The following is a 22,870-nucleotide window of genomic DNA, read 5'->3' as shown; positions in this document are numbered from 1 at the left end:
GCTTATTCGAACTTATTTCTTGATATTGGCAAACGGCATTCCTAACGCTTTCAATAGCTCGTAGCTTTCTTCGTCAGTTTGAGCCGTAGTTACGAACGTGATGTCCATCCCTGAGATCCGTGCCACTTTCTCAATAGAAATTTCTGGGAAGATAATCTGCTCCTTCACGCCGAACGTATAATTTCCGCGTCCATCAAAACCTTTATCACTGACCCCTTTGAAATCACGTACCCGAGGTAATGCAACAGCAGTCAGACGATCTAGAAATTCGAACATCCGCTCACCCCGTAGTGTCACCTTCGCACCAATCGGCATATTCTCCCGCAGTTTGAAGTTTGAGACGGCCTTTTTAGACAGTGTAGGTACTGCCTTTTGACCCGTGATTTGCGTTAATTCATCGACACCAACGTCAACTAATTTCTTATCGGCGACAGCCGCTCCAATGCCCTTGTTCAAGACGATTTTCGCCAAACGAGGCACTTGCATGACGCTCTTATACTGAAATTTATCTTTCAGCTGGGGAACGACTTCCTGTAAATATTTTTCTTTAAGTCTCGGAGTTGCCACTGTGTTTCCGCTTTAAATATCCAAAACCTGATCTAGATAAAGTTGCCCGACTTTTTGGAGTACCGCTGCAACTTACTTTTGTCGTTCAGCTTCCGGCCTGTGCGTGAGGCTTCTCCCGTAGCAGGGTCGATTACCATCAGGTTACTGATGTGAATTGTACCTTCTGTTTTTTCAATGCTACCTTGTGGATTAGCGGCTGAGGGCTTAACATGCTTTGTGATTATGTTAATACCTTCTACCGTTGCCCGTTGCTTATCTACGAGTACACGCAGAATTTTGCCGGTCTGACCCTTTGAGTTACCAGAGATAACCTTTACAGTATCTCCCGACTTAACGTGTAACTTTTTAGGCTTATTTGCTACTGTCTTCATGTCTTAGAGAACTTCTGGAGCCAAGGAAACGATTTTCATAAATTGCTTCTCACGTAACTCCCGCGCTACAGGCCCAAAGATACGTGTACCACGTGGCTCATCGTTATTGTTCAAAAGAACGGCTGCGTTGTCTTCGAAGCGGATGTAAGAACCGTCTTTACGACGAATTTCTTTTTTTGTCCGCACAACAACTGCTTTAGAGACTGTTCCTTTCTTCATTGTGCTTGAAGAAAGCGCCGCTTTGACCGTTACTACAATTTTATCGCCTATGGAAGCATAACGCTTACCTGTACCGCCTAGTACCCGAATAACGAGTACTTCCTTGGCACCGCTGTTGTCTGCTACGCTTAGACGTGATTCTTGCTGTATCATGGGTTACTTCGCTTTTTCGATGATTTCGACTAAACGCCAACGTTTGTTCTTACTCAGCGGACGAGTTTCCATGATGCGTACTGTATCACCAATACCACATTCATTTGTCTCGTCATGAGCTACCAATTTCTTTGTACGGTGTACAAATTTACCGTACATCGGGTCTTTTACTCGACGGTCAACGGCAACAGTGATGGATTTCTGCATCTTGTTGCTAACAACCTTCCCGATACGTTCTTTTCTTAGATTTCTTTCTTGCTGTTCCATGGATCAAAAGTGTTGATCGGTTGGTCTTAGGCCTGACGGCTTTTTTGCGCCAGCTCAGTATTTAGTTGAGCGATCAGCCGGCGTGTTTGCCGGATACGCATCGGGTTTTCAATAGGAGAAACAGCATGCGCAAATTTCAGTTTTTGCAGACGGTCAGTTTCAGCTACTACCTGCTCCTTCAATTGCTCAACGGTTAGTCCTTTGATATCGTTCTTTTTCATGGTCTTACTTTATAAATTCGTTAAACCTGTCGGGCTTACTCCTGTTCCTGATAGTCCCGACGAACGATGAACTTAGTCTTAACCGGCAATTTCTGAGCGGCCAAGCGAAGTGCTTCACTCGCGATAGCTAGGGGAACACCCGTTGCTTCGAACAGAATAGTACCGGGTTTGATAACGGCAACCCAGTATTCGGGAGCCCCTTTTCCTTTACCCATCCGTACTTCAGCCGGTTTCTTCGTGATCACTTTATCCGGGAAAACACGAATCCAAACCTGGCCTTCACGTTTCATCGCACGAGTAACGGAGATACGAGCTGCTTCAATCTGACGCGCTGTAATCCAACCTTCTTCGAGCGATTTGATCGCAAACGATCCGAAAGCAATCTGGTGACCCCGGGTAGCAAGACCCTTGATCTTTCCTTTCTGCTGCTTACGAAACTTGGTTCTTCTTGGTTGTAACATTGTCTTATTGCATCTGAGGATCTACGCCTTTCAGCATTAATCCGATGTTCAATTTACTATTTTCTACGTGGGTTTCCGCCGCCTGCACCACCCCGGTTGTTGCCGCCACGGCCACCGCCGCCACCTGCACCACCCCGGTTTTGATCATTACGGCCACGGCGACGATCTCCATCACGGCCTCCATCGCGACCGCCATCACGACCACCACGGTCATTGCTGCGACGATCTCCACGGTCACCACTGCGTTCGGCCTGCACTGCACTTACTTGCGCAGCTGGGGAAAGATCACGTTTACCGTAGATTTCACCCTTGAAGACCCAAACTTTGATACCAATCTTTCCGTATACCGTTTGTGCTTCAGACAGCGCGTAATCGATATCCGCACGGAGTGTATGCAAAGGAACGCGTCCCTCTTTATACTCTTCTGTACGGGCCATCTCAGCACCACCTAAACGACCAGATACGCGCACTTTGATTCCCTGAGCACCTACACGCATGGCTGAGCTAATTGCTTGCTTCATAGCGCGACGGTAAGAAATCCGAGCTTCCAACTGCTGAGCGATTGTTTCACCAACCAGCTTAGCATCGATTTCTGGACGTTTAATTTCGAAGATGTTGATTTGAACGTCCTTGCCCGTAATTTTTTTCAGCTCTTCTTTGATCTTGTCTACTTCGCCACCACCTTTACCGATAACGATACCTGGACGGGCAGTATGAATTGTCAGAGTGATCCGTTTCAGCGTACGCTCGATAACAACACGAGCAATAGCACCTTTCGGAATACGAGCCTGGATATATTTACGGATTTTAACGTCTTCAACCAGCTTGTCAGAAAATTCTTTACCGCCATACCAGCTTGAATCCCATCCTTTAACGATGCCAAGCCGCAGACCAACGGGGTTTACTTTTTGTCCCATTCTGTTGTCTTATTTTTCTGAATTATCTGTAGTATCGTCTTCTGAAACCGTTAGGAGGTTCTGAGCCGCGCTATCTACAACCAGTGTGATGTGGTTGGAACGCTTACGGATCCGATGACCCCGGCCTTGAGGTGCCGGACGTAACCGCTTCAGGATACGACCACCATCTACGAAGACTGTTTTTACGAAAAGATCAGCATCTTCAATACTATCCCCTTCGTTTTTTACTTGCCAGTTAGCTACTGCTGACAGCAGTACTTTTTCCATCACCTTGGCACCTGACTGCGGTTGAAAACGCAGAATACCAAGGGCTTTGCTAACCTTCTGGCCACGGATCAAATTGGCTACTAACCGCATTTTACGAGGCGAAGAAGGCACATCTTTGAGCTTTGCTATTGCTTCCATTTTTTGTTTTCTGGTTTGTAGTCTAAAGTTTGAGAGTTCCTCAAAACTTTCAACGTCAAACTAAATGTTAACGACGGCCTTTATCTTTCTTCGCAACGTGACCCCGGAAGTTACGGGTAGGGGCAAATTCACCCAGTTTGTGACCGACCATGTTTTCCGTTACATATACCGGAATAAATTTGTTGCCGTTGTGCACAGCAAACGTATGGCCGACGAAATCTGGAGAAATCATTGAACGACGAGACCAGGTTTTGATCACCGACTTCTTTCCAGAGTCGTTCATCGTGTCGATTTTTTTCTCCAGACGAAAATCTATGTAGGGACCCTTTTTAAGTGAGCGTGCCATCTACGACTTATTTTTTCCGTTTGCTAATAATCAGTCTATCAGAGTACTTGTTCGCTGGGCGAGTCTTCTTGCCTTTTGCGTACAAACCTGTGCGTGAGCGAGGCTGTCCACCGGAAGCACGACCTTCACCACCACCCATCGGGTGATCGACAGGGTTCATAGCTACACCACGAACACGAGGACGAATTCCTAACCAACGGTTACGGCCTGCCTTACCGATGCTAACGTTCATGTGATCCGGGTTTGATACCGAACCTACCGTCGCCAGGCAAGTAGACAAGATACGACGTTGCTCACCAGACGGCATACGTACAACGGCGTATTTCTCTTCACGAGCAACTAGCTGAGCGTACGTACCTGCACTGCGAACAAGTGCACCTCCTTTACCTGGTTTTAATTCCAGGTTATGAATGATTGTACCGATTGGCATTGAACCTAAAGGCAATGCATTTCCAACTTCCGGAGCAACTGAAGGACCACTAACTACTTGCTGACCAACGGTTAAACCTTGTGGTGCAATAATATAGCGTTTTTCTCCATCTGCGTAGAACAACAGAGCAATACGAGCAGAACGGTTTGGATCGTACTCAATCGTTTTTACTGTTGCTGGAACATTTGCTTTATCGCGTTTGAAATCGATAATGCGGTACTGTTGCTTATGCCCGCCACCAATGTAGCGCATTGACCGGCGACCCTGATTATTACGGCCACCTGTTTTCTTTATCGACACCAGCAAGCTTTTCTCCGGAACGTTTGTCGTCACATCGGAGAAGTCCGGAGCCACGCGAAAACGTTGACTCGGGGTTACTGGTTTCAGTTTCTTAACAGCCATTTCTAACTAATGCGTTTAGACTTCGTGGTTAGAACCCCTTAGATTTCGGCGTAGATATCCAGTACTTCGCCTTCCGCCAGGGTCACAATCGCTTTCTTCGTTGTTGAAGTACGACCAGAAGTAACCCCTTTTTTTGTGCTTCTTGACTTTGTATGTCCGATGCTACGCAATGTCTTCACATCCGATACTTTTACGCCATACATTTTTTCGATTTCTTTTTTGATCTCGATTTTGTTGGCATTCAGCGTCACTTCGAAGCCATATTTACCCTGCTTATTGAGGGCTGTCAACTTTTCCGTAATAATCGGTCTCTTTAATACACTCATGACTTTTTACGCGAGGAGAGTTTCTAGCTTCGAAAGTGCACCTTCACTGATCAGCAGTCGGTCAGCATTAATCAGGTCGTATGTATTTACCTGATCAGCCGTTACAACTTTTGCTTTTTTCAGATTGCGGCTTGATAGAACAACATTCTTATCCACGTCGGGCAGAATGAGCAGCGTTTTTGTTTCTGCTGCCTGGAAAGCATTCAAGAAATCAATGTATGCTTTCGTTTGCGGCGCTTCCAGTGTAAAGTTTTCTAAAACAGAAACACTGTTTGCTTGTGCTTTTGCAGCAAAGGCTGACTTACGAGCCAGTTGCTTTACTTTTTTGTTCAGCTTGAAAGAGTAGTCACGGGGACGGGGACCAAAAATGGTACCTCCACCTACGAATACTGGCGATTTAATCGAACCAGCACGTGCGCCACCTGTTCCTTTTTGCTTTTTAATCTTGCGGGTAGAGTGAGCGTTTTCAGCGCGTTCTTTCGCTTTGTGCGTACCTTGACGTTGGTTAGCTAGATATAGCTTAACGTCCAGATAGATCGCGTGCTCGTTCGGCTCAATTCCGAAGATGGCGTCTGACAGGCTAATTTGCTTACCCGTCTCTTCGCCTTTCGAGTTATATACTGCTACTTCCATCAGATTACTTCTCTAAGATAACGAACGAATTTTTTGCGCCCGGAACTGAACCACTGATCACGAGCAGATTCTGATCGGCTAGCACTTTCAGGACACGCAGGTTTTGAACTTTCACGCGGTTACCGCCCATGCGGCCTGCCATGCGAATACCTTTGAATACACGAGAAGGGAAGGAGCAAGCACCAATGGAACCTGGGTGCCGCTGGCGGTTGTGCTGACCGTGTGTTTGGCCACCAACCCCGCCGAAACCGTGACGTTTCACAACGCCTTGGAAACCGCGTCCTTTGGCTGTACCAACTACATCAAGAAAATCACCTTCAGCAAAGATATCCGTAACGCTTAACGATTGGCCCAAAGTCAATTCATCTGTGAATTCTTTGAACTCAACCAGTTTACGCTTTGGCGTAGTGTTGGCTTTCTTGAAGTGGCCCAGCAATGGTTGCGTAGTACGCTTCTCTTTCTTTTCGCCGTATCCGAGCTGGATAGCTTCATAGCCATCTTTCTCTTGCGTTTTCACTTGCGTGACTACGCAGGGACCGGCCTCAATTACTGTACATGCCAGAGCCTGCCCGTCAGCATTGTACAGACTGGTCATCCCAATCTTTTTTCCTATTAAACCAGACATGGTAAGTTGTTGTAAAGCAGGAATTTATGATAAATGAATAAAAAAACGGAGTGCAAAATTAGCAATAATCTAATCCGATTACAACTCCTATTTCCTTTATTCTCAAAATTTTACAGTTTCCAGCAATAAAAAAGGCCAGGCATATAAACACCTGACCTTATAATTTGGTAGCTCTATCAGTAGATAGTTACCAAACAAGTCAGATGCGGTTTCCTGGAAAGGACCTTCACCCGCGTATGTTTTTGAGAACTAAGTTCTTATTCGGACTGCAAAGGTATGATAATTTCTTTTATAGAAAAATTAGAACGAATTAAATTTCTATAAAAATCTAATGCCGCTGGCAAATCACAAAGGAATTGCACAGCGGCATTTTATCAAAGCTGTCTTTCGACGAGAAAACTATACCTTAATCTCTACATCAACGCCACTTGGTAATTCCAGTTTCATTAACGCATCTACCGTTTTAGCGCTCGTTGAATAGATATCAACTAAACGCTTATACGTACACAATTGGAATTGCTCACGCGATTTCTTGTTTACGTGCGGAGAACGCAGTACAGTAAAGATTTCTTTGTCTGTTGGCAAAGGAATCGGACCATTAACAACAGCACCCGTTGACTTTACCGCCTTAACAATTTTCTCAGCCGATTTGTCGACCAGCATGTGATCGAACGACTTCAGTTTGATACGAATTTTTTGATTCATGTTTTTGGATTGGTTCTGAAAAATAGGACTCGTTCCCGACGCGCCGTTCGTTACCGAAAGAACCATTTACTCCGGTAACGCAACTATAGAAAAATCACTAATGAACGAGCGTGTACTTGTTGACACTCATCGTCCATTAGTGATAGCTTATTGCATTTATGCTCTTACTGTTCCTTTGGCTTTAGCTACAATACCTTCCGCCAAACTAGTTGGCACTTGCTCGTAGTGCGAGAAAGTAAGGTTAGCTGTTGCCCGTCCAGATGACATGGTACGCAAGTCAGTTACATAACCAAATAATTCTGACAGAGGCACGTCAGCTTTGATTACTTGTGAACCAGCACGTGAGTCCATACCTTTCATAATACCACGACGACGGTTTAAGTCACCTGTGATTGGACCAGTATATTCTTCAGGCGTTAATACTTCAACTGCCATAATTGGCTCCAACAGGCGTGGACCAGCATTTTTTGCTGCTTCACGGAAACCAATCCGAGCGGCTAATTCGAAGGATAGTGAATCGGAGTCAACGTCGTGGAATGAACCGTGGAACAAACGCACTTTCATTGAATCCAGCGGATAACCGGCTAGTGGTCCGTTAGACATAGCTTCTTTGAAGCCTTTCTCAACTGATGGAATGAATTCACGTGGAATTACCCCACCAACGATGCCGTTAACAAACTCTAGTCCTGTTTTTCCTTCTTCACCAGGCATGATTTCAAACACGATGTCCGCAAATTTACCGCGACCACCCGTCTGCTTTTTGTATACCTCACGGTGTTCAAAGTTCTTCGTCAGCGTTTCTTTGTAAGCTACCTGCGGAGCACCTTGGTTTACTTCTACCTTGAACTCACGACGCATCCGGTCGATGATAATTTCCAGGTGAAGCTCACCCATACCACGAATAATGGTCTGGCCAGTTTCTTCGTCAGATTCTACTTTCAACGTTGGATCTTCTTCGATCAGCTTACCAATTGCTTTCGAGAAGTTATCCTGATCGGCTGATTTCTTAGGTTCGATGGCATACCCGATAACTGGATCTGGGAAGACCATTGATTCCAAAACAATCGGATTTTTTTCGTCAGAAAGTGTATCTCCTGTTTTAATATCCTTAAATCCAACTACCGCACCAATATCGCCAGCTTGTAGCTTATCGATTTGGTTTTGCTTATTAGCGTGCATTTGGAAGATACGAGAGATACGCTCTTTGTTGCCAGAACGCGTATTCAGTACGTATGAACCTGAATCCAAGGCGCCAGAATAAACCCGCACAAAGCACAAACGACCAACGTAAGGGTCAGTAGCAATTTTAAATGCCAGTGCTGAGAATGGATCTTCAATGCTTGGATGACGAACTACTTCAGCATCCGTATTTGGATTTGTCCCTTTGATTTCAGGCTTATCGATCGGTGAAGGCAACAGGGCCATCACATAATCAAGCATCGTTTGAACACCTTTGTTCTTAAAGGAAGAACCGCAAAGCATCGGAACGATTTTCATTGAAATCGTAGCTTCACGAAGCGCTTTTAGTATTTCAGCTTCTGAGATCGAATCTGGATCTTCGAAGTATTTTTCCATCAGCGTATCGTCGAACTCAGCAATGGATTCGAGCAATTGCTCACGCCAGTACTGTGCATCTTCAACCATATCATCTGGAATAGGAACTTCGGTAAAGGTCATCCCCTTATCTGATTCATTCCAAACAATACCCCGGTTGTTGATCAAGTCAACTACACCTTTAAATTGGTCTTCTGCACCGATTGGTAATTGCAGCGGTACAGCATGGCTGCCCAGCATTTCTTTTACCTGCTTGCAGACATTCAGGAAGTCTGCACCAGCCCGGTCCATTTTGTTAACGAAGCCAAGGCGAGCAACGTTATAGTTATTTGCCAAACGCCAGTTTGTTTCTGACTGAGGCTCTACACCATCAACGGCGCTGAATAGAAACACCAAGCCATCCAGAACGCGCAGAGAACGGTTTACCTCAACGGTAAAGTCCACGTGACCCGGCGTATCAATGATGTTTACATGGAATTTGTCACCCCGATAAGTCCAGTTAACAGTCGTAGCTGCTGAAGTGATGGTGATACCACGCTCTTGCTCCTGCTCCATCCAGTCCATGGTAGCCGCTCCTTCGTGTACTTCACCAATTTTGTGGCTTACCCCGGCGTAGTATAAAATCCGCTCGGTCGTAGTGGTTTTACCAGCGTCAATGTGGGCAGCGATACCGATGTTGCGTAGGTATCGAAGATCAGTTGCCATATTGAATTATCTAAGAAGTTTGTTTATGCTCACTTTTTAATTCACTCTTAAGTGCCTTTAAATGAACAGATGTAAAGAGGACAAATGTTCGTTCTGAAATAGACGCTTTTCGTGAATCAGAGCGCAAAGGTAGTGAGTTTCAGTTGCAAAAGCAACGCTAATCCAGGACAAATCGAAAAGTTAACCTAGATTTAACCGTACTGCTTTTAAAATGAAACGGGATCATTTAGACAGGACACCCTTAGCAATCAAATACGGAATAAGAAGCCAGAGTAAACCTTTAATCAAGAAAAAGAAGAACCCAAGCCAACCAACACGTTTAACCCAGGATTTGAAGCGATCATTCATGAAGGAAGGCAGTGGCACGAAGTAGCCTTTAGTTTCTTTGCGTTCAATCGTTTTACGTAAATATGTTTTAAATAGTTCCTTTGCCTTTCTTGGTGTAAGCCTATAAAACAAAAAGACCTTCCCGATGGAGAAGGTCTTTTCAAGATGTATTAGATACAGCTTAGAAGCGGAAGTGAGAGAACGCTTTGTTCGCTTCGGCCATCCGGTGCGTATCATCCTTTTTCTTAACGGCTGCGCCTTCACCTTTCGATGCGGCCACGATTTCCGCTGCCAAACGATCTACCATGGTTTTCTCACCACGTGAACGGGCATACTTGATCAGCCATTTCATGCCTACTGATACCTTACGGTCAGGACGCACTTCCGTTGGAACCTGGAATGTAGCACCACCTACGCGGCGGCTCTTCACCTCAACTGAAGGCATAACGTTGTTCAACGCTTTCTTCCATACTTCGAGTCCATTGTCGCTGGTTTTTTTCTCAACGATTTCTAGTGCATCATAGAAGATAGAGTATGAAATACTCTTTTTGCCCTCATACATGAGGTTATTCACAAACTTCGTTACCAGAACTTCCCTGTATTTAGGATCTGGTAAAACGTATCTTTTCTTAGGTTTTGCCTTTCTCATGATCTTCAGATATTAATCTTACTCTAAACGCAGCTTTGTTTATCTACGCTCAGTGCGAATTTCTCTTACTTATTTTTTCTTTCCTTTTGCAGGAGCTCCTTTACCAGCTGCTGGAGCCTGGCCTGGTTTCGGACGTTTTGTACCGTATTTCGAACGGCTTTGCAGACGACCATTCACACCTGCTGTGTCAAGCGCACCACGAACGATGTGGTAACGTACCCCTGGTAAATCTTTTACCCGTCCACCACGTACAAGCACGATTGAGTGCTCTTGCAGGTTATGGCCTTCACCAGGAATGTATGCGTTTACTTCTTTTTGGTTCGTTAAACGAACACGGGCAACCTTACGTAGTGCCGAGTTTGGTTTTTTAGGCGTTGTCGTGTACACACGCGTACAAACACCGCGACGCTGTGGGCACGAATCTAAAGCTGGTGATTTTGACTTAAAAACCAGCTTTTCGCGACCTTTACGTACTAACTGTTGTATAGTAGGCATTTTATCTGAATTTGTATAAATGCAGTATTCCGGGAAAATCGGAGTGCAAAATTAGCAAAACCCACTTCAATACCCAAAACGATCCTGACTTTTTTTTGCAATTCCTTCTTAATCAGCAATATTGACGCACTGTTAGGCCTCTCCCATGGGGCCACCAAACTGAGAAGGAAAGCGAAAAGCTTCATCTGCACCATTGATATCCCCGAAAGCCTCTTCGTATTTACGGATATTTTCTTTTAATGCTGACAATAGACGCTTTGCGTGTTCAGGTGTTAAGATAATGCGGGACTTTACCTTTGCTTTCGGAACGCCAGGCATAAGCCTGATGAAGTCAATAATAAATTCACTATTTGAATGGGCAATCATTGCCAGATTAGCATAGGTGCCTTCTGCTATTTCCTCCGTCAGTTCTATATTGATCTGACTTTCCTGTTCTTGTTTTTGCTCTTCCATGAGACACTCTAGTTAGTATTATCCCTTTACAATAGACACCTTATTGTTACGAACGTCACGATTTAGTATGAAAAAGCAAAGGTCAGGCCATGAGGCCTAACCTTTGTTCACTTGTTCGTTATACGCTACCTATACCGTTTCCCGGCGCTTGTTGCGTGTAAACTTCTCTTTATTTTCAACGTATGATTCGTATTCTTCTTTCGAACTAACGATGAGGTTCTGATAACGACGAACACCCGTTCCTGCTGGTACTAAGTGACCAACAATGATGTTCTCTTTCAGTCCTTCCAAGTAATCCGCTTTACCACGAATCGACGCTTCGCTTAGCACTTTGGTTGTTTCCTGGAACGAGGCCGCTGACAGGAAGCTTTCTGTACCCAACGAAGCCTGGGTGATACCCAGCAAGGTTGGTTGCGAAACCGCAGCCATCGCATCCCGTACTTCAACGATACGTTGGTCGCGACGCTTCAGCGTTGAGTTTTCATCACGCAGACGACGAACCGAAATAATCATACCAGGTTTCAACGTCTCAGAGTCGCCGGCTTCCGTAATGACTTTCATGTTCATGATCTTATCGTTTTCATCGCGGAATGACCACTTGTCAACAACTTGACCCTCCAGGAAGTTTGTATCCCCTGCATCGATGATTTCAACCTTCTGCATCATCTGGCGAACAATCGCTTCAATGTGCTTATCGTTGATTTTCACCCCTTGCAAACGGTATACTTCCTGAATTTCATTCACCAGGTATTCTTGTACTGCCGTTGGTCCTTTGATAGCCAGAATGTCTGAAGGTGTGATTGCACCATCTGACAGCGGATCGCCGGCCCGTACGAAGTCATTATCCTGAACCAGGATGTGCTTCGACAGCGGAACAAGGTATTTTTTACGCGTACCGTCTTTAGACTCGATGTAAATCTCCCGGTTACCCCGTTTGATGGTACCATACGTAACAACACCATCGATTTCCGATACAACTGCCGGGTTCGACGGGTTACGGGCTTCGAAAAGTTCGGTTACCCGTGGAAGACCACCGGTAATATCGCGTGTTTTACCTACGTTACGAGGAATCTTCGCCAGCGGTTGACCAGCTTTGATATCAGCACCGTTCTTCACAACCAGACGAGCACCTACCGGAAGGTTATACGCTTTTTCATTTGTATCCTCCAGCAACGTACTTGTACCACGAACCATGATGGCCGGGTTTTTCGTCTTATCGCGACTTTCGATGATCACCATTTCCTGGAAGCCTGTCTGTTCGTCAAACTCCTCACGGTAGGTAATTGCTTCTTCAATCGCTTCGAATTCCAGTTTACCAGTAACTTCCGACAAGATAACGGCGTTGTAAGGATCCCAAGCGCAAAGCTCATCTCCTTTTTCAACGCGCTGTCCTTCTTTCACCCGTAGGAAAGCACCGTATGGTACGTTGTTGCTGATCAGAATCAGGTTTGGATTTGTTGGATCGACCACTTTTACCTCACCAGAACGACCCATTACAACCGTTACAGAATTTCCTTCGTTATCCGCCGACTCAACTGTCCGCATTTCTTCAAATTGGACAACGCCGGAGAATTTCGCGCGGATCGATGCATCAACCGCAATGTTTGATGCCGTACCACCCACGTGGAATGTACGAAGTGTTAACTGTGTACCTGGCTCACCAATTGATTGCGAGGCAATTACACCAACCGCTTCACCAATATCTACCATCCGTCCTGAAGCCAGGTTACGTCCGTAGCATTTGGCACAAACGCCTTTTTTCGCTTCGCAAGTCAATACAGAACGAATCTCTACTGTCTCGATGCTTGTTTCATCGATTTGAGCAGCGATCTCTTCATTGATTTCCTGACCAGCTAATACAATCAGATCTTTCGAAAGCGGATCGTAAATATCGTGTACGGAAACACGGCCCAGGATCCGTTCTGATAGTGGTTCAACGATATCTTCGTTGTCTTTCAGAGCAGAAATCTGGATACCACGTAGCGTACCACAGTCATCTTCCGTGATAATTACGTCTTGCGCAACATCGTGTAGACGACGAGTCAGGTAACCGGCATCGGCTGTTTTCAAAGCCGTATCGGCAAGACCCTTCCGCGCCCCGTGTGTAGAGATAAAGTACTCGAGTACGTCCAACCCTTCTTTAAAGTTCGAAAGAATTGGGTTTTCAATAATCTCACCAACTGAGCCTTGCAGGTTTTTCTGTGGCTTAGCCATCAGACCCCGCATACCACCCAACTGACGAATCTGTTCCCGCGAACCACGCGCTCCAGAGTGCATCATCATGAAGATAGAGTTGAAACCTTGCTGGTCGCCCTCTAGTTGCTTCATCAATGTCTCTGTAATCCGTGAGTTTACGCGCGTCCAGATATCAATTACCTGGTTGTAACGTTCGTTCTCCGTAATAAGACCCATCAGGTAGTTCTGCCATACGCTTTCTACTTCCTGCTTGGCCTCCTGGATCAGACTTTCTTTAGTTTCCGGAACCTTAACGTCATTCAAACCGATTGACAAACCGCCTTTAAAGGCCATTTGGAAACCAAGTTCTTTGATATCATCAAGGAAGTGCGCAGTCCGCGCCATTCCAGAAATTTTGAAGATATATGAAATGATTTGCTGAAGTTTCTTTTTCGTCAGCAGCTCATTAATGTATCCAACTTCTTCAGGAACCGCCTGGTTAAACAACACCCGGCCAGCTACCGTTTCAATGATTTTAGTTTCTAATTCGCCTGCTTCATTCCGAACTTTCGTCCGAACTTTGATATTGGCGTGTTTAGAAAGCTTTTTCTCATTGATGGCAATAATTACTTCCTCAGATCCATAGAACGTCATGCCTTCACCCACAATTGGGTATTCTGGCGTACTACGACGACCTTTGGTTACGTAATATAGTCCCAATACCATGTCCTGCGAAGGTACCGTAATCGGCGCGCCATTGGCAGGGTTCAGAATATTGTGTGAGGCTAACATTAACAGAGAGGCTTCCAATACCGCTTCTTGTCCCAGTGGAACGTGAACCGCCATTTGGTCACCGTCAAAGTCAGCGTTGAAGGCCGTACAGACGAGTGGGTGCAGCTGGATTGCTTTTCCCTCAATTAGTTTCGGCTGGAAAGCCTGAATACCTAAACGGTGCAGTGTTGGAGCCCGGTTAAGCAGTACAGGGTGTCCTTTCAAAACGTTTTCCAGGATATCCCAGATGATAGGGTCTTTCCGGTCAACGATTTTCTTGGCAGACTTAACGGTTTTAACAATACCCCGTTCGATCAACTTCCGAATAATAAACGGCTTGAATAACTCAGCCGCCATGTCTTTCGGCAAACCGCACTCATTGAGTTTTAGCTCTGGACCAACAACGATTACTGAACGACCGGAGTAGTCAACCCGCTTACCAAGTAAGTTCTGACGGAAACGTCCTTGCTTACCTTTCAGCATATCTGACAATGACTTCAGCGCACGGTTCCCTTCTGAACGAACGGCGTTAACTTTCCGCGAGTTGTCAAATAAAGAGTCAACAGCTTCCTGCAACATCCGCTTTTCATTCCGCAAGATCACCTCAGGTGCTTTGATCTCAATCAGACGCTTCAGACGGTTGTTCCGGATAATTACCCGGCGATACAAGTCATTCAAATCCGACGTTGCAAAACGACCACCATCCAAAGGAACAAGTGGGCGTAGTTCTGGTGGAATAACAGGTACCATGCGAATCACCATCCATTCAGGACGGTTTTCAACGCGGGTGTTTGCATCCCGGAAAGCTTCTACAACTTTTAGTCGTTTCAGGGCTTCTGCTTTCCGTTGTTGCGATGTATCTGTAGCAGCAGCGTGACGTAGGTTATACGATAGCTCATCTAGTGCTACACGACTTAGCAACATTTCAAGCGATTCCGCTCCCATTTTGGCAATGAATTTCTGCGGATCGGTATCCGGCAGTAATTGATTGCCACTTGGCAGCTTATCAACGATATCCAGGTATTCGTCTTCAGTCAGGAAATCTAATTCCTGTACGCCATCTTCTCCTTTAATACCGGGTTGAACGACAACATAACGTTCGTAGTAGATAATCTGATCGAGTTTTTTAGTCGATAACCCTAACAGATATCCAATTTTATTAGGAAGGCTACGGAAATACCAGATGTGCGCTACTGGAACAACCAGTTCAATATGGCCCATCCGTTCCCGACGAACCTTTTTCTCCGTCACCTCCACCCCACAGCGGTCACAGATAATGCCTTTGTAGCGAATACGTTTGTATTTACCACAATGACATTCCCAGTCTTTCACCGGCCCGAAAATCCGCTCGCAGAACAAACCGCCCATTTCAGGCTTGTAAGTTCGGTAGTTGATCGTTTCTGGCTGCGTAACTTCTCCGTACGAACTTTCCAGAATCGATTCAGGCGATGCCAGACTGATCAGAACTCTAGAGAAATCGCTGTTGAGTTTCTTGTTCTTTTTGAATGACATTGGTTGGAGTTTTATAAGTTTAACTGTTTTTTAGTCGTATCCTGGAGGATAAGCTATCCTCCAGGATGTTGACTTTTACTAATCCAATGTAATTTCCAGCGCAAGACCACGTAATTCGTGGACAAGTACGTTGAATGATTCCGGAATATTTGGCTTCGGCAGGTTTTCACCTTTTACGATTGCCTCGTATGCTTTCGCACGGCCTACAACGTCATCCGACTTGACCGTCAGGATCTCCTGAAGAATGTGTGACGCACCGAACGCTTCAAGCGCCCATACTTCCATTTCTCCAAAACGCTGTCCACCGAACTGAGCTTTACCACCCAATGGTTGCTGCGTAATGAGAGAGTATGGTCCGATTGAACGGGCGTGCATCTTGTCATCAACAAGGTGACCAAGTTTCAGCATATAGATAACTCCAACCGTAACGGGTTGATCAAAGCGTTCACCTGATAAACCGTCATAGAGATAAGTACGGCCAAACTCTGGCAAGCCCGCTGCATCTAGTTCCGCCACAACTTCACCTTCCGTAGCACCATCAAAAATTGGCGTTGCATACTTACGACCCAGTTTCAAGCCTGCCCAACCAAGAACAGTCTCATAAATCTGGCCCAAGTTCATCCGTGAAGGTACCCCTAGTGGGTTCAATACGATATCTACCGGCGTTCCGTCCTCAAGGAATGGAAGGTCTTCGTCCCGTACGATCCGCGCGACAACCCCTTTGTTACCGTGGCGACCGGCCATCTTATCCCCTACTTTCAGCTTACGCTTCTTAGCAATGTAGACTTTAGCCAGTTTCACAATACCTGCCGGTAGTTCATCACCCACCTCAAGCGTAAAACGCTCACGCTTAAAGCGACCTGTGATTTCGTTGCGACGGTTGTTGTAGTTTTTCACCATCTGGGTCAACAGACGGTTAGTATGATCGTCTTCTGTCCAGCCTTCAAGAAGTAAATCAGCCAGAAGGTTTACTTCTTCTGCCACTGCGTAGCTACTTTCATCACGGTATGAGTTTTTGTCAGGGAATAAGTTATCCGTCATATTCTTACGGGTAAACTTAACGCCCTTACTCATAATCTCATCACCAAATTTGTGACGAATACCGAGTGATGTTTTGCCTTCCAGCAGGGTTGACATTTTGTTGATCATCTTCTCACGAATACCGATCAACTCACGGCTATACCGCTTCATCAACGCCTTGATTTCTTCTTTATGCTTCGAACGCTCATCCTTATTCGGACGAGAGAACAACTTAGTATCGATAACAACCCCTTTTAACGATGGTGGCGCCTTTTTCGAGGCATCCTTCACATCACCCGCTTTGTCACCAAAGATGGCGCGAAGCAGTTTTTCTTCCGGAGTTGGATCACTCTCCCCTTTTGGCGTGATTTTACCAATCAGGATGTCACCTTCTTTTACTTCAGTTCCAACCCGTACGATACCGTTTTCGTCCAGGTTACGAACCGTTTCTTCTGAAACGTTCGGAATCTCAGCGGTGAGTTCTTCTTCTCCACGCTTTGTATCACGCACTTCCAATTCGAATTCCTCAATGTGAATCGAGGTAAAGATATCATCCCGAACAACGCGTTCTGAGATAACAATGGCATCCTCAAAGTTGTATCCCTGCCATGGCATGAAGGCAACTTTCATGTTCCGACCAAGTGCTAATTCACCACCTTGGGTTGCATAGCCTTCGCAAAGTACATCCCCTTTTTTAACCCGCTGTCCCTTCAACACCATCGGTTTCAGGTTGATACAGGTATCTTGGTTTGTACGACGGAACTTGATCAGGTTATATTCTTTGACGTCATTATCGAAGCTCACCAGACGCTGGTCATCGGCCAGGTCGTAACGAACTTTAATAACTGTCGCATCAACAAATTCAATAACACCATCTTCTTCTGCGATGTAAAGTGCACGAGAGTCAACCGCAACGCGGCCTTCCAGTCCTGTACCTACAATCGGAGCTTGTGGCCGTAACAGAGGTACAGCCTGACGTTGCATGTTAGAACCCATCAAAGCACGGTTAGCATCATCGTGTTCCAGGAATGGAATCATAGAAGCAGCCACCGATACAATTTGGTTTGGCGCAATGTCCATGTACGATACGCTCGTTGGCTCAGACATCGGGAAGTCACCTTCAAAACGAGACTTGATCCGATCGTTACCAAACGTACCATCCGTTTGAACTTGCGAGTTCGCCTGAGCAATGTAATGCGTATCCTCTTCTTCTGCGGTCAGGTAAACAACGGGTTTTTCAAGCACCTTACCGTTTTCAATAGCCCGGTAAGGAGTTTCAATAAAGCCCATGCTATTCACTTTCGCGTATACACAAAGCGAAGAAATCAAACCAATGTTTGGTCCTTCCGGCGTTTCGATTGTACAAAGACGACCGTAGTGTGTATAGTGAACGTCACGTACCTCAAAACCTGCACGCTCACGAGACAGACCACCTGGCCCCAGTGCTGACATTCGACGCTTGTGCGTCACCTCAGCCAATGGGTTCGTTTGGTCCATGAACTGCGACAGCTGGTTAGTACCAAAGAACGAGTTAATTACGGAAGACAATGTCCGAGCGTTGATCAAATCAACCGGTTTGAAGTCTTCGTTATCACGTACGTTCATCCGCTCTTTGATTGTCCGAGCCATACGGGCCAGACCAACACCAAATTGCGCATATAATTGCTCCCCTACAGTCCGTACACGACGGTTGCTCAAGTGGTCAATGTCATCGACAACTGCTTTGGAGTTAATCAAACCAATCAAGTATTTAACGATAGAGACAATGTCTTCCGTCGTCAATACTTTTGTGTCAGCGGCTACGTCAAGACCTAGTTTCTTGTTAATCCTATAACGACCAACATCACCTAAATCGTAGCGTTTATCTGAGAAGAACAAGCTCTGAATAATTTCACGAGCCGTTTGTTCATCCGGTGCTTCTGTATTCCGTAGCTGGCGATAGATTTGCTCAACAGCCTCTTTTTCCGAGTTTGAGCTATCTTTTTGCAGCGTATTATAAATAATGTTGTAATCAGCCACGTTCATGTCCTCCTTATGCAGGATGATTGATTTAGAGCCTGATTCAACAATCGTATCAATGTCGCTTTGAGATACAGCAGAGTCGCGCTCCATCAATACCTCATTACGGCTAATTGAAACAACCTCACCTGTATCTTCATCCACGAAATCTTCTGTCCAGGTTCTTAGAACCCGCGCAGCTAGTTTCCGACCGACTACCTTTTTCAGATTGGCTGGTGTTGCTGGTACTTCTTCCGATAGACCAAACAGATCTAGAATTTCTTTATCAGACCCAAAACCAATAGCACGTAGCAAAGTCGTTACCGGAAACTTCTTTTTCCGGTCGATATACGCATACATGACATTGTTTACGTCCGTTGAAAATTCAATCCAAGAACCTTTGAATGGAATAATACGAGCAGAATATAGTTTCGTGCCGTTCGTGTGCTTGCTCATTGAGAAGAACACACCTGGCGAACGGTGTAATTGAGAAACAATTACACGCTCAGCTCCATTGATTACAAAAGAGCCTTTAACAGTCATATAAGGAATATTACCAAGGAACACTTCTTGTTCGATGGTTTCGAAATCCTCATTGTCTGCATCATTGCATGAAAGCCGTAATTTGGCTTTCAGAGGTACTGAATACGTCAACCCCCGGTCAATGCATTCGTCAACTGAATACTTCGGTGGATCAACCGAATAGTCAATAAACTCCAGCACGAAATTTTCGCGGGAGTCCGAAATAGGAAAGTTTTCCTGGAAAACTTTAAACAATCCTTCTTCAGATCGATTATCCGAGGGAGTGTCTAGCTGAAAAAAATCTTGAAAAGACTGTAACTGAACATCCAAAAAATCCGGATATTCGATCACTGGTTTAATGTTCGCAAAACTTTTACGCGTGGTTATGTTCGTGGCCAAGGCTTCTCTGCGTTTAGTTCGTGATCGAGGCTCATTCGTCCGTAATAGGGCGTAAACGGACAACGCATTTTCCCGGAAAATAGTTTATTTGCCGGCTATTAGTTCGTCTATCTCCAAACAGGAAAAGACCTGACGTTGGTCAGGCCTATTCCTTTGAAGAAATCCGTATCTGTAGAATCGTATGATTACTTAACTTCTACTTCAGCACCGGCTTCTTCCAGTTGTTTTTTCAGTGCTTCAGCTTCGTCTTTCGCTACACCTTCTTTAACTGGCTTAGGAGCACCGTCTACCAGTTCTTTCGCTTCTTTCAAGCCAAGACCAGTTAAGTCTTTCACCAGTTTAACAACGGCTAATTTACCAGCACCTGGGCTTTTCAGGATAACGTCGAAAGACGTTTTCTCAGGAGCAGCCGCAGCAGCGTCACCTCCACCTGCAGCACCACCTGCTACCATCACCGGCGCGGCAGCAGCCGGCTCGATGCCATATTCATCTTTCAGAATAGCAGCAAGTTCGTTAACTTCTTTAACCGTCAGATTAACAAGCTGCTCTGCGAACGCTTTCAGATCTGCCATTTTCGTATTATTTGATTAATTGTTACAAGATTGATTTAGATACTCTTGGCGCAAGGCCATATTTTTTTATCGGATTACTAGCCCAAGCTTAAACCACTCAGGCAGCTTCGCGCTCCGATAATGTCTTGAGGATACCAGCCAGTTTGTTGCCACCACCTTGCAGACCAGAAATAACATTTTTGGCTGGTGATTGTAGCAGAGCAATAACATCGGCGATAAGCTCGTTTTTGCTTTTCAGCGTCAGAAGCGTATCCAATTGATCAGCGCCGATAAACAAGCTATAATCAACAGAGGCTCCTTTTAATTTCAACTTATCATTCCCAAGTTCCCGACGGAAATCCTTGATTAATTTTGCCGGTATTTTACCAGATTCAGAGGTGAACATAACACCTGAGAATCCCGTTAATACTGTATCTTCAAAAGAAGAATAATCTGTATCCAGCGTCTGAAGAGCCTTTTTGATAAGGGTATTCTTAATAACGCGGTATTCAACACCTCTTTCAAAGCACAACCGACGTAGTCGATTCACTTCAGCAACTGTCATGCCACTTGCGTCGGTGATGTAGAAGTAAGGAACTTCTTTGAACTTTTCGCTCAGTTCCTCAATAATGGCTCCTTTTTCTTCGCGTGTCATGATTATATACCAGCTACTGTCGATTTGTCAATTACAACACTTGGACTCATTGTACTCGACAAATGAATCGTTTTCACATACGTTCCTTTTGATGAAGAAGGTTTCAAACGCATAAGGGTTGCAATAACTTCTTGTGCATTATCAGCCAGTTTATCTGGATCAAAAGATACTTTTCCAATACTCGTGTGAATGATCCCGAATTTATCAACTTTAAAGTCAATTTTACCCGCTTTCACTTCACGCACAGCCTTGCCAACTTCTGGCGTAACCGTTCCTGATTTTGGATTTGGCATCAAGCCGCGTGGACCTAGAACCCGGCCCAGCTTACCAACTTTTGCCATTACGTTAGGCATTGTAATGATAACATCTATATCAGTCCAGCCTTGTTCGATTTTCGAAATGTAATCGTCCAGTCCAACGTAATCAGCACCTGCCTCTTTTGCTTCAGCTTCTTTATCCGGCGTACACAGTACTAAAACGCGGACGGTCTTACCCGTACCGTGTGGTAGTGTTGCAACACCCCGAACCATTTGGTCAGCTTTGCGGGGATCAACGCCCAAACGAACGTCGATATCTACAGATGCATCAAACTTAGTGTAGGAGATTGTTTTCAGAATCTCTGCAGCCTGCGCCAATGAGTATGACCCTTTAGAATCAAACTTTGACAGCGCATCTTTTTGCTTTTTTGTCAGTTTTCCCATGATCTTCTCTGAATTTGGCTGCCGTTATTTAGTTTCGAAAGGGGCTTCACCTGTAACAGTAATACCCATTGAACGAGCCGTTCCGGCAATCATTTTCATTGCTGATTCCACTGTGAAGGCATTTAAATCAGCCATTTTAGTTTCAGCGATCTGACGAACCTGATCCCACGATACTGATCCAACTTTGTTCCGATTTGGTTGTGCCGAAGCGGTTTTAACCTTTGCAGCTTCCATCAGCAAGATGGGAGCAGGGGGAGTTTTGATGACGAAGTCAAATGACTTGTCTTTGTAGTACGTAATCAGAACAGGAAGTACAGTACCTACCTTATCTTGCGTCCGTCCATTGAACTGCTTGCAGAATTCCATGATATTCAAACCTTTGGAACCCAGCGCCGGACCAATTGGAGGAGCAGGATTGGCTTGACCGCCTTTTACCTGCAGCTTCACGTAACCAGCTACTTCTTTTGCCATTGCTTAAAACATGTTAAGCTACGCCCTGCAAATGACTATCTAACCGGGGGAAGCGCGTCAGAATTGTCTCGGGCATCGCAATTTAACTTTCCTTTTCTACTTGTGCGTAACTCAGCTCTACAGGCGTATTGCGCCCGAAAATTTTGACAACGACATTCAGTTTTTTACGCTCATCGAATACTTCTTCTACCGTACCGATAAAACCACTGAATGGGCCATCAACTACCTTCACCGACTCGCCTTTAATAAACGACAAGGTTGGTGTCGATACTTCTTGGGTAACTTCATCGACTTTACCCAAAATCCGATTTACCTCTGCTTGACGAAGGGGCACTGGGACTTTTGTCGGACCATTGCTGTTTCCTAAAAAGCCTAATACACCAGGCATACTGGTGATTACGTGCATAACTTCGCCGTTCGATAAATCAGCAGAAATTAAAATATAACCTGGAAAAAAAGTCTTCTCTCGAACACGCTTTTTTCCATTCCGCATTTCATATACCTTTTCAGAAGGAATCAGAATTTGCGGAACGTAGTCACCCAAACCTTGTCTGTAAATTTCATTTTCCAGATAAGACTTGACTTTTTTTTCCTGGCCCGAAACAGCCCGGACGACATACCATTTAACTCCGCTATCCATTCTTTGTGCTGGTTACTACGTGCGCCTTAAAACGACTGATAAAACAGGTTCAGGCCGTTCTCGAAGACAAAATCAATTAAGCCCACCAGTAAGGCAAAGATGAGCGACGCTACTAAAACTAGCGTTGAGCTAGCCTGTAAATCACCAAACTTGGGCCAAGTAACATTTTGCTGAACCTCTTCCCAAGAAGCTTTTAGAAACGCAGTAAATTTGTCCATCTGCAT

Annotated in this window: 26 protein-coding genes; all 26 read right to left on the bottom strand. The window is 45.2% G+C overall.

From position 1 onward, the window contains the following. Positions 1–12 precede the first annotated feature (12 nt). Positions 13–567: a 50S ribosomal protein L5 gene (gene rplE, locus L0Y31_RS07110; RefSeq protein WP_234736423.1), complete on the bottom strand. Its 555-nt coding sequence runs from the start codon at positions 565–567 to the stop codon at positions 13–15. Positions 568–599: 32 nt separating this feature from the next. After that, the gene (rplX, locus tag L0Y31_RS07105) at positions 600–938 is read right to left on the bottom strand and encodes a 50S ribosomal protein L24 (RefSeq protein ID WP_234736422.1); all 339 of its coding nucleotides are present in this window, start codon (positions 936–938) and stop codon (positions 600–602) included. Positions 939–941: 3 nt separating this feature from the next. After that, positions 942–1,310 (bottom strand): 50S ribosomal protein L14, encoded by a 369-nt coding sequence (gene rplN, locus L0Y31_RS07100; RefSeq protein WP_234736421.1) that lies wholly within the window; start codon positions 1,308–1,310, stop codon positions 942–944. Between the two features lie 3 nt (positions 1,311–1,313). Continuing rightward, positions 1,314–1,577 carry a 30S ribosomal protein S17 gene (gene rpsQ, locus L0Y31_RS07095; protein WP_234736420.1) on the bottom strand — a complete coding sequence of 88 codons (264 nt, stop codon included), beginning with the start codon at positions 1,575–1,577 and terminating at the stop codon, positions 1,314–1,316. Positions 1,578–1,603: 26 nt separating this feature from the next. Beyond that, on the bottom strand, positions 1,604–1,798 hold the full coding sequence (gene rpmC, locus L0Y31_RS07090; protein WP_234736419.1) for a 50S ribosomal protein L29: 195 nt from the start codon (positions 1,796–1,798) through the stop codon (positions 1,604–1,606). A 35-nt stretch (positions 1,799–1,833) separates the two neighbouring features. Continuing rightward, positions 1,834–2,259 carry a 50S ribosomal protein L16 gene (gene rplP, locus L0Y31_RS07085; protein WP_234736418.1) on the bottom strand — a complete coding sequence of 142 codons (426 nt, stop codon included), beginning with the start codon at positions 2,257–2,259 and terminating at the stop codon, positions 1,834–1,836. A 56-nt stretch (positions 2,260–2,315) separates the two neighbouring features. Then, positions 2,316–3,176: a 30S ribosomal protein S3 gene (gene rpsC / locus L0Y31_RS07080; RefSeq protein WP_234736417.1), complete on the bottom strand. Its 861-nt coding sequence runs from the start codon at positions 3,174–3,176 to the stop codon at positions 2,316–2,318. A 9-nt stretch (positions 3,177–3,185) separates the two neighbouring features. Next, a complete protein-coding gene (rplV, locus tag L0Y31_RS07075; RefSeq protein WP_234736416.1) occupies positions 3,186–3,581 on the bottom strand; it encodes a 50S ribosomal protein L22 in 396 nt (131 codons plus the stop codon). Positions 3,582–3,648: 67 nt separating this feature from the next. Then, entirely contained in the window at positions 3,649–3,927 is a 279-nt protein-coding gene (gene rpsS, locus L0Y31_RS07070; RefSeq protein ID WP_234736415.1) for a 30S ribosomal protein S19, read from the bottom strand. Positions 3,928–3,934: 7 nt separating this feature from the next. Then, a complete protein-coding gene (rplB, locus tag L0Y31_RS07065) occupies positions 3,935–4,759 on the bottom strand; it encodes a 50S ribosomal protein L2 (RefSeq protein WP_234736414.1) in 825 nt (274 codons plus the stop codon). A 38-nt stretch (positions 4,760–4,797) separates the two neighbouring features. Continuing rightward, positions 4,798–5,085 (bottom strand): 50S ribosomal protein L23, encoded by a 288-nt coding sequence (gene rplW / locus L0Y31_RS07060; RefSeq protein ID WP_234736413.1) that lies wholly within the window; start codon positions 5,083–5,085, stop codon positions 4,798–4,800. Between the two features lie 6 nt (positions 5,086–5,091). Continuing rightward, the gene (rplD, locus tag L0Y31_RS07055; RefSeq protein ID WP_234736412.1) at positions 5,092–5,718 is read right to left on the bottom strand and encodes a 50S ribosomal protein L4; all 627 of its coding nucleotides are present in this window, start codon (positions 5,716–5,718) and stop codon (positions 5,092–5,094) included. A 4-nt stretch (positions 5,719–5,722) separates the two neighbouring features. Next, a complete protein-coding gene (rplC, locus tag L0Y31_RS07050) occupies positions 5,723–6,343 on the bottom strand; it encodes a 50S ribosomal protein L3 (protein WP_234736411.1) in 621 nt (206 codons plus the stop codon). 399 nt (positions 6,344–6,742) lie between these two features. Then, positions 6,743–7,048: a 30S ribosomal protein S10 gene (gene rpsJ / locus L0Y31_RS07045; protein ID WP_234736410.1), complete on the bottom strand. Its 306-nt coding sequence runs from the start codon at positions 7,046–7,048 to the stop codon at positions 6,743–6,745. A gap of 156 nt (positions 7,049–7,204) precedes the next feature. Then, positions 7,205–9,307 (bottom strand): elongation factor G, encoded by a 2,103-nt coding sequence (fusA, locus tag L0Y31_RS07040; protein ID WP_234736409.1) that lies wholly within the window; start codon positions 9,305–9,307, stop codon positions 7,205–7,207. A gap of 508 nt (positions 9,308–9,815) precedes the next feature. Next, positions 9,816–10,283 (bottom strand): 30S ribosomal protein S7, encoded by a 468-nt coding sequence (rpsG, locus tag L0Y31_RS07035; RefSeq protein ID WP_234736408.1) that lies wholly within the window; start codon positions 10,281–10,283, stop codon positions 9,816–9,818. 69 nt (positions 10,284–10,352) lie between these two features. Beyond that, positions 10,353–10,778: a 30S ribosomal protein S12 gene (gene rpsL, locus L0Y31_RS07030; RefSeq protein ID WP_234736407.1), complete on the bottom strand. Its 426-nt coding sequence runs from the start codon at positions 10,776–10,778 to the stop codon at positions 10,353–10,355. 132 nt (positions 10,779–10,910) lie between these two features. Continuing rightward, positions 10,911–11,231, bottom strand: a complete 321-nt coding sequence (locus L0Y31_RS07025; RefSeq protein WP_234736406.1) for a DUF3467 domain-containing protein — start codon at positions 11,229–11,231, stop codon at positions 10,911–10,913. A gap of 129 nt (positions 11,232–11,360) precedes the next feature. Then, positions 11,361–15,689: a DNA-directed RNA polymerase subunit beta' gene (rpoC, locus tag L0Y31_RS07020; RefSeq protein ID WP_234736405.1), complete on the bottom strand. Its 4,329-nt coding sequence runs from the start codon at positions 15,687–15,689 to the stop codon at positions 11,361–11,363. Between the two features lie 78 nt (positions 15,690–15,767). Then, positions 15,768–19,628, bottom strand: coding sequence for a DNA-directed RNA polymerase subunit beta (gene rpoB / locus L0Y31_RS07015; protein ID WP_234736404.1), 3,861 nt, complete (start codon positions 19,626–19,628; stop codon positions 15,768–15,770). A gap of 185 nt (positions 19,629–19,813) precedes the next feature. Then, positions 19,814–20,200, bottom strand: coding sequence for a 50S ribosomal protein L7/L12 (gene rplL, locus L0Y31_RS07010; RefSeq protein WP_234736403.1), 387 nt, complete (start codon positions 20,198–20,200; stop codon positions 19,814–19,816). 97 nt (positions 20,201–20,297) lie between these two features. After that, positions 20,298–20,834: a 50S ribosomal protein L10 gene (gene rplJ, locus L0Y31_RS07005; RefSeq protein WP_234736402.1), complete on the bottom strand. Its 537-nt coding sequence runs from the start codon at positions 20,832–20,834 to the stop codon at positions 20,298–20,300. A gap of 2 nt (positions 20,835–20,836) precedes the next feature. After that, a complete protein-coding gene (gene rplA, locus L0Y31_RS07000; protein WP_234736401.1) occupies positions 20,837–21,535 on the bottom strand; it encodes a 50S ribosomal protein L1 in 699 nt (232 codons plus the stop codon). Positions 21,536–21,559: 24 nt separating this feature from the next. Continuing rightward, the gene (rplK, locus tag L0Y31_RS06995; RefSeq protein ID WP_234736400.1) at positions 21,560–22,006 is read right to left on the bottom strand and encodes a 50S ribosomal protein L11; all 447 of its coding nucleotides are present in this window, start codon (positions 22,004–22,006) and stop codon (positions 21,560–21,562) included. Positions 22,007–22,088: 82 nt separating this feature from the next. Further along, positions 22,089–22,646, bottom strand: a complete 558-nt coding sequence (nusG, locus tag L0Y31_RS06990; protein WP_234736399.1) for a transcription termination/antitermination protein NusG — start codon at positions 22,644–22,646, stop codon at positions 22,089–22,091. 26 nt (positions 22,647–22,672) lie between these two features. Next, a complete protein-coding gene (gene secE / locus L0Y31_RS06985) occupies positions 22,673–22,864 on the bottom strand; it encodes a preprotein translocase subunit SecE (RefSeq protein WP_234736398.1) in 192 nt (63 codons plus the stop codon). Positions 22,865–22,870: the final 6 nt, after the last annotated feature.

This window comes from Tellurirhabdus bombi (genome assembly GCF_021484805.1).
Lineage (GTDB): Bacteria > Bacteroidota > Bacteroidia > Cytophagales > Spirosomataceae > Tellurirhabdus > Tellurirhabdus bombi.
This window is presented reverse-complemented; position numbering and strand designations above follow the sequence as displayed.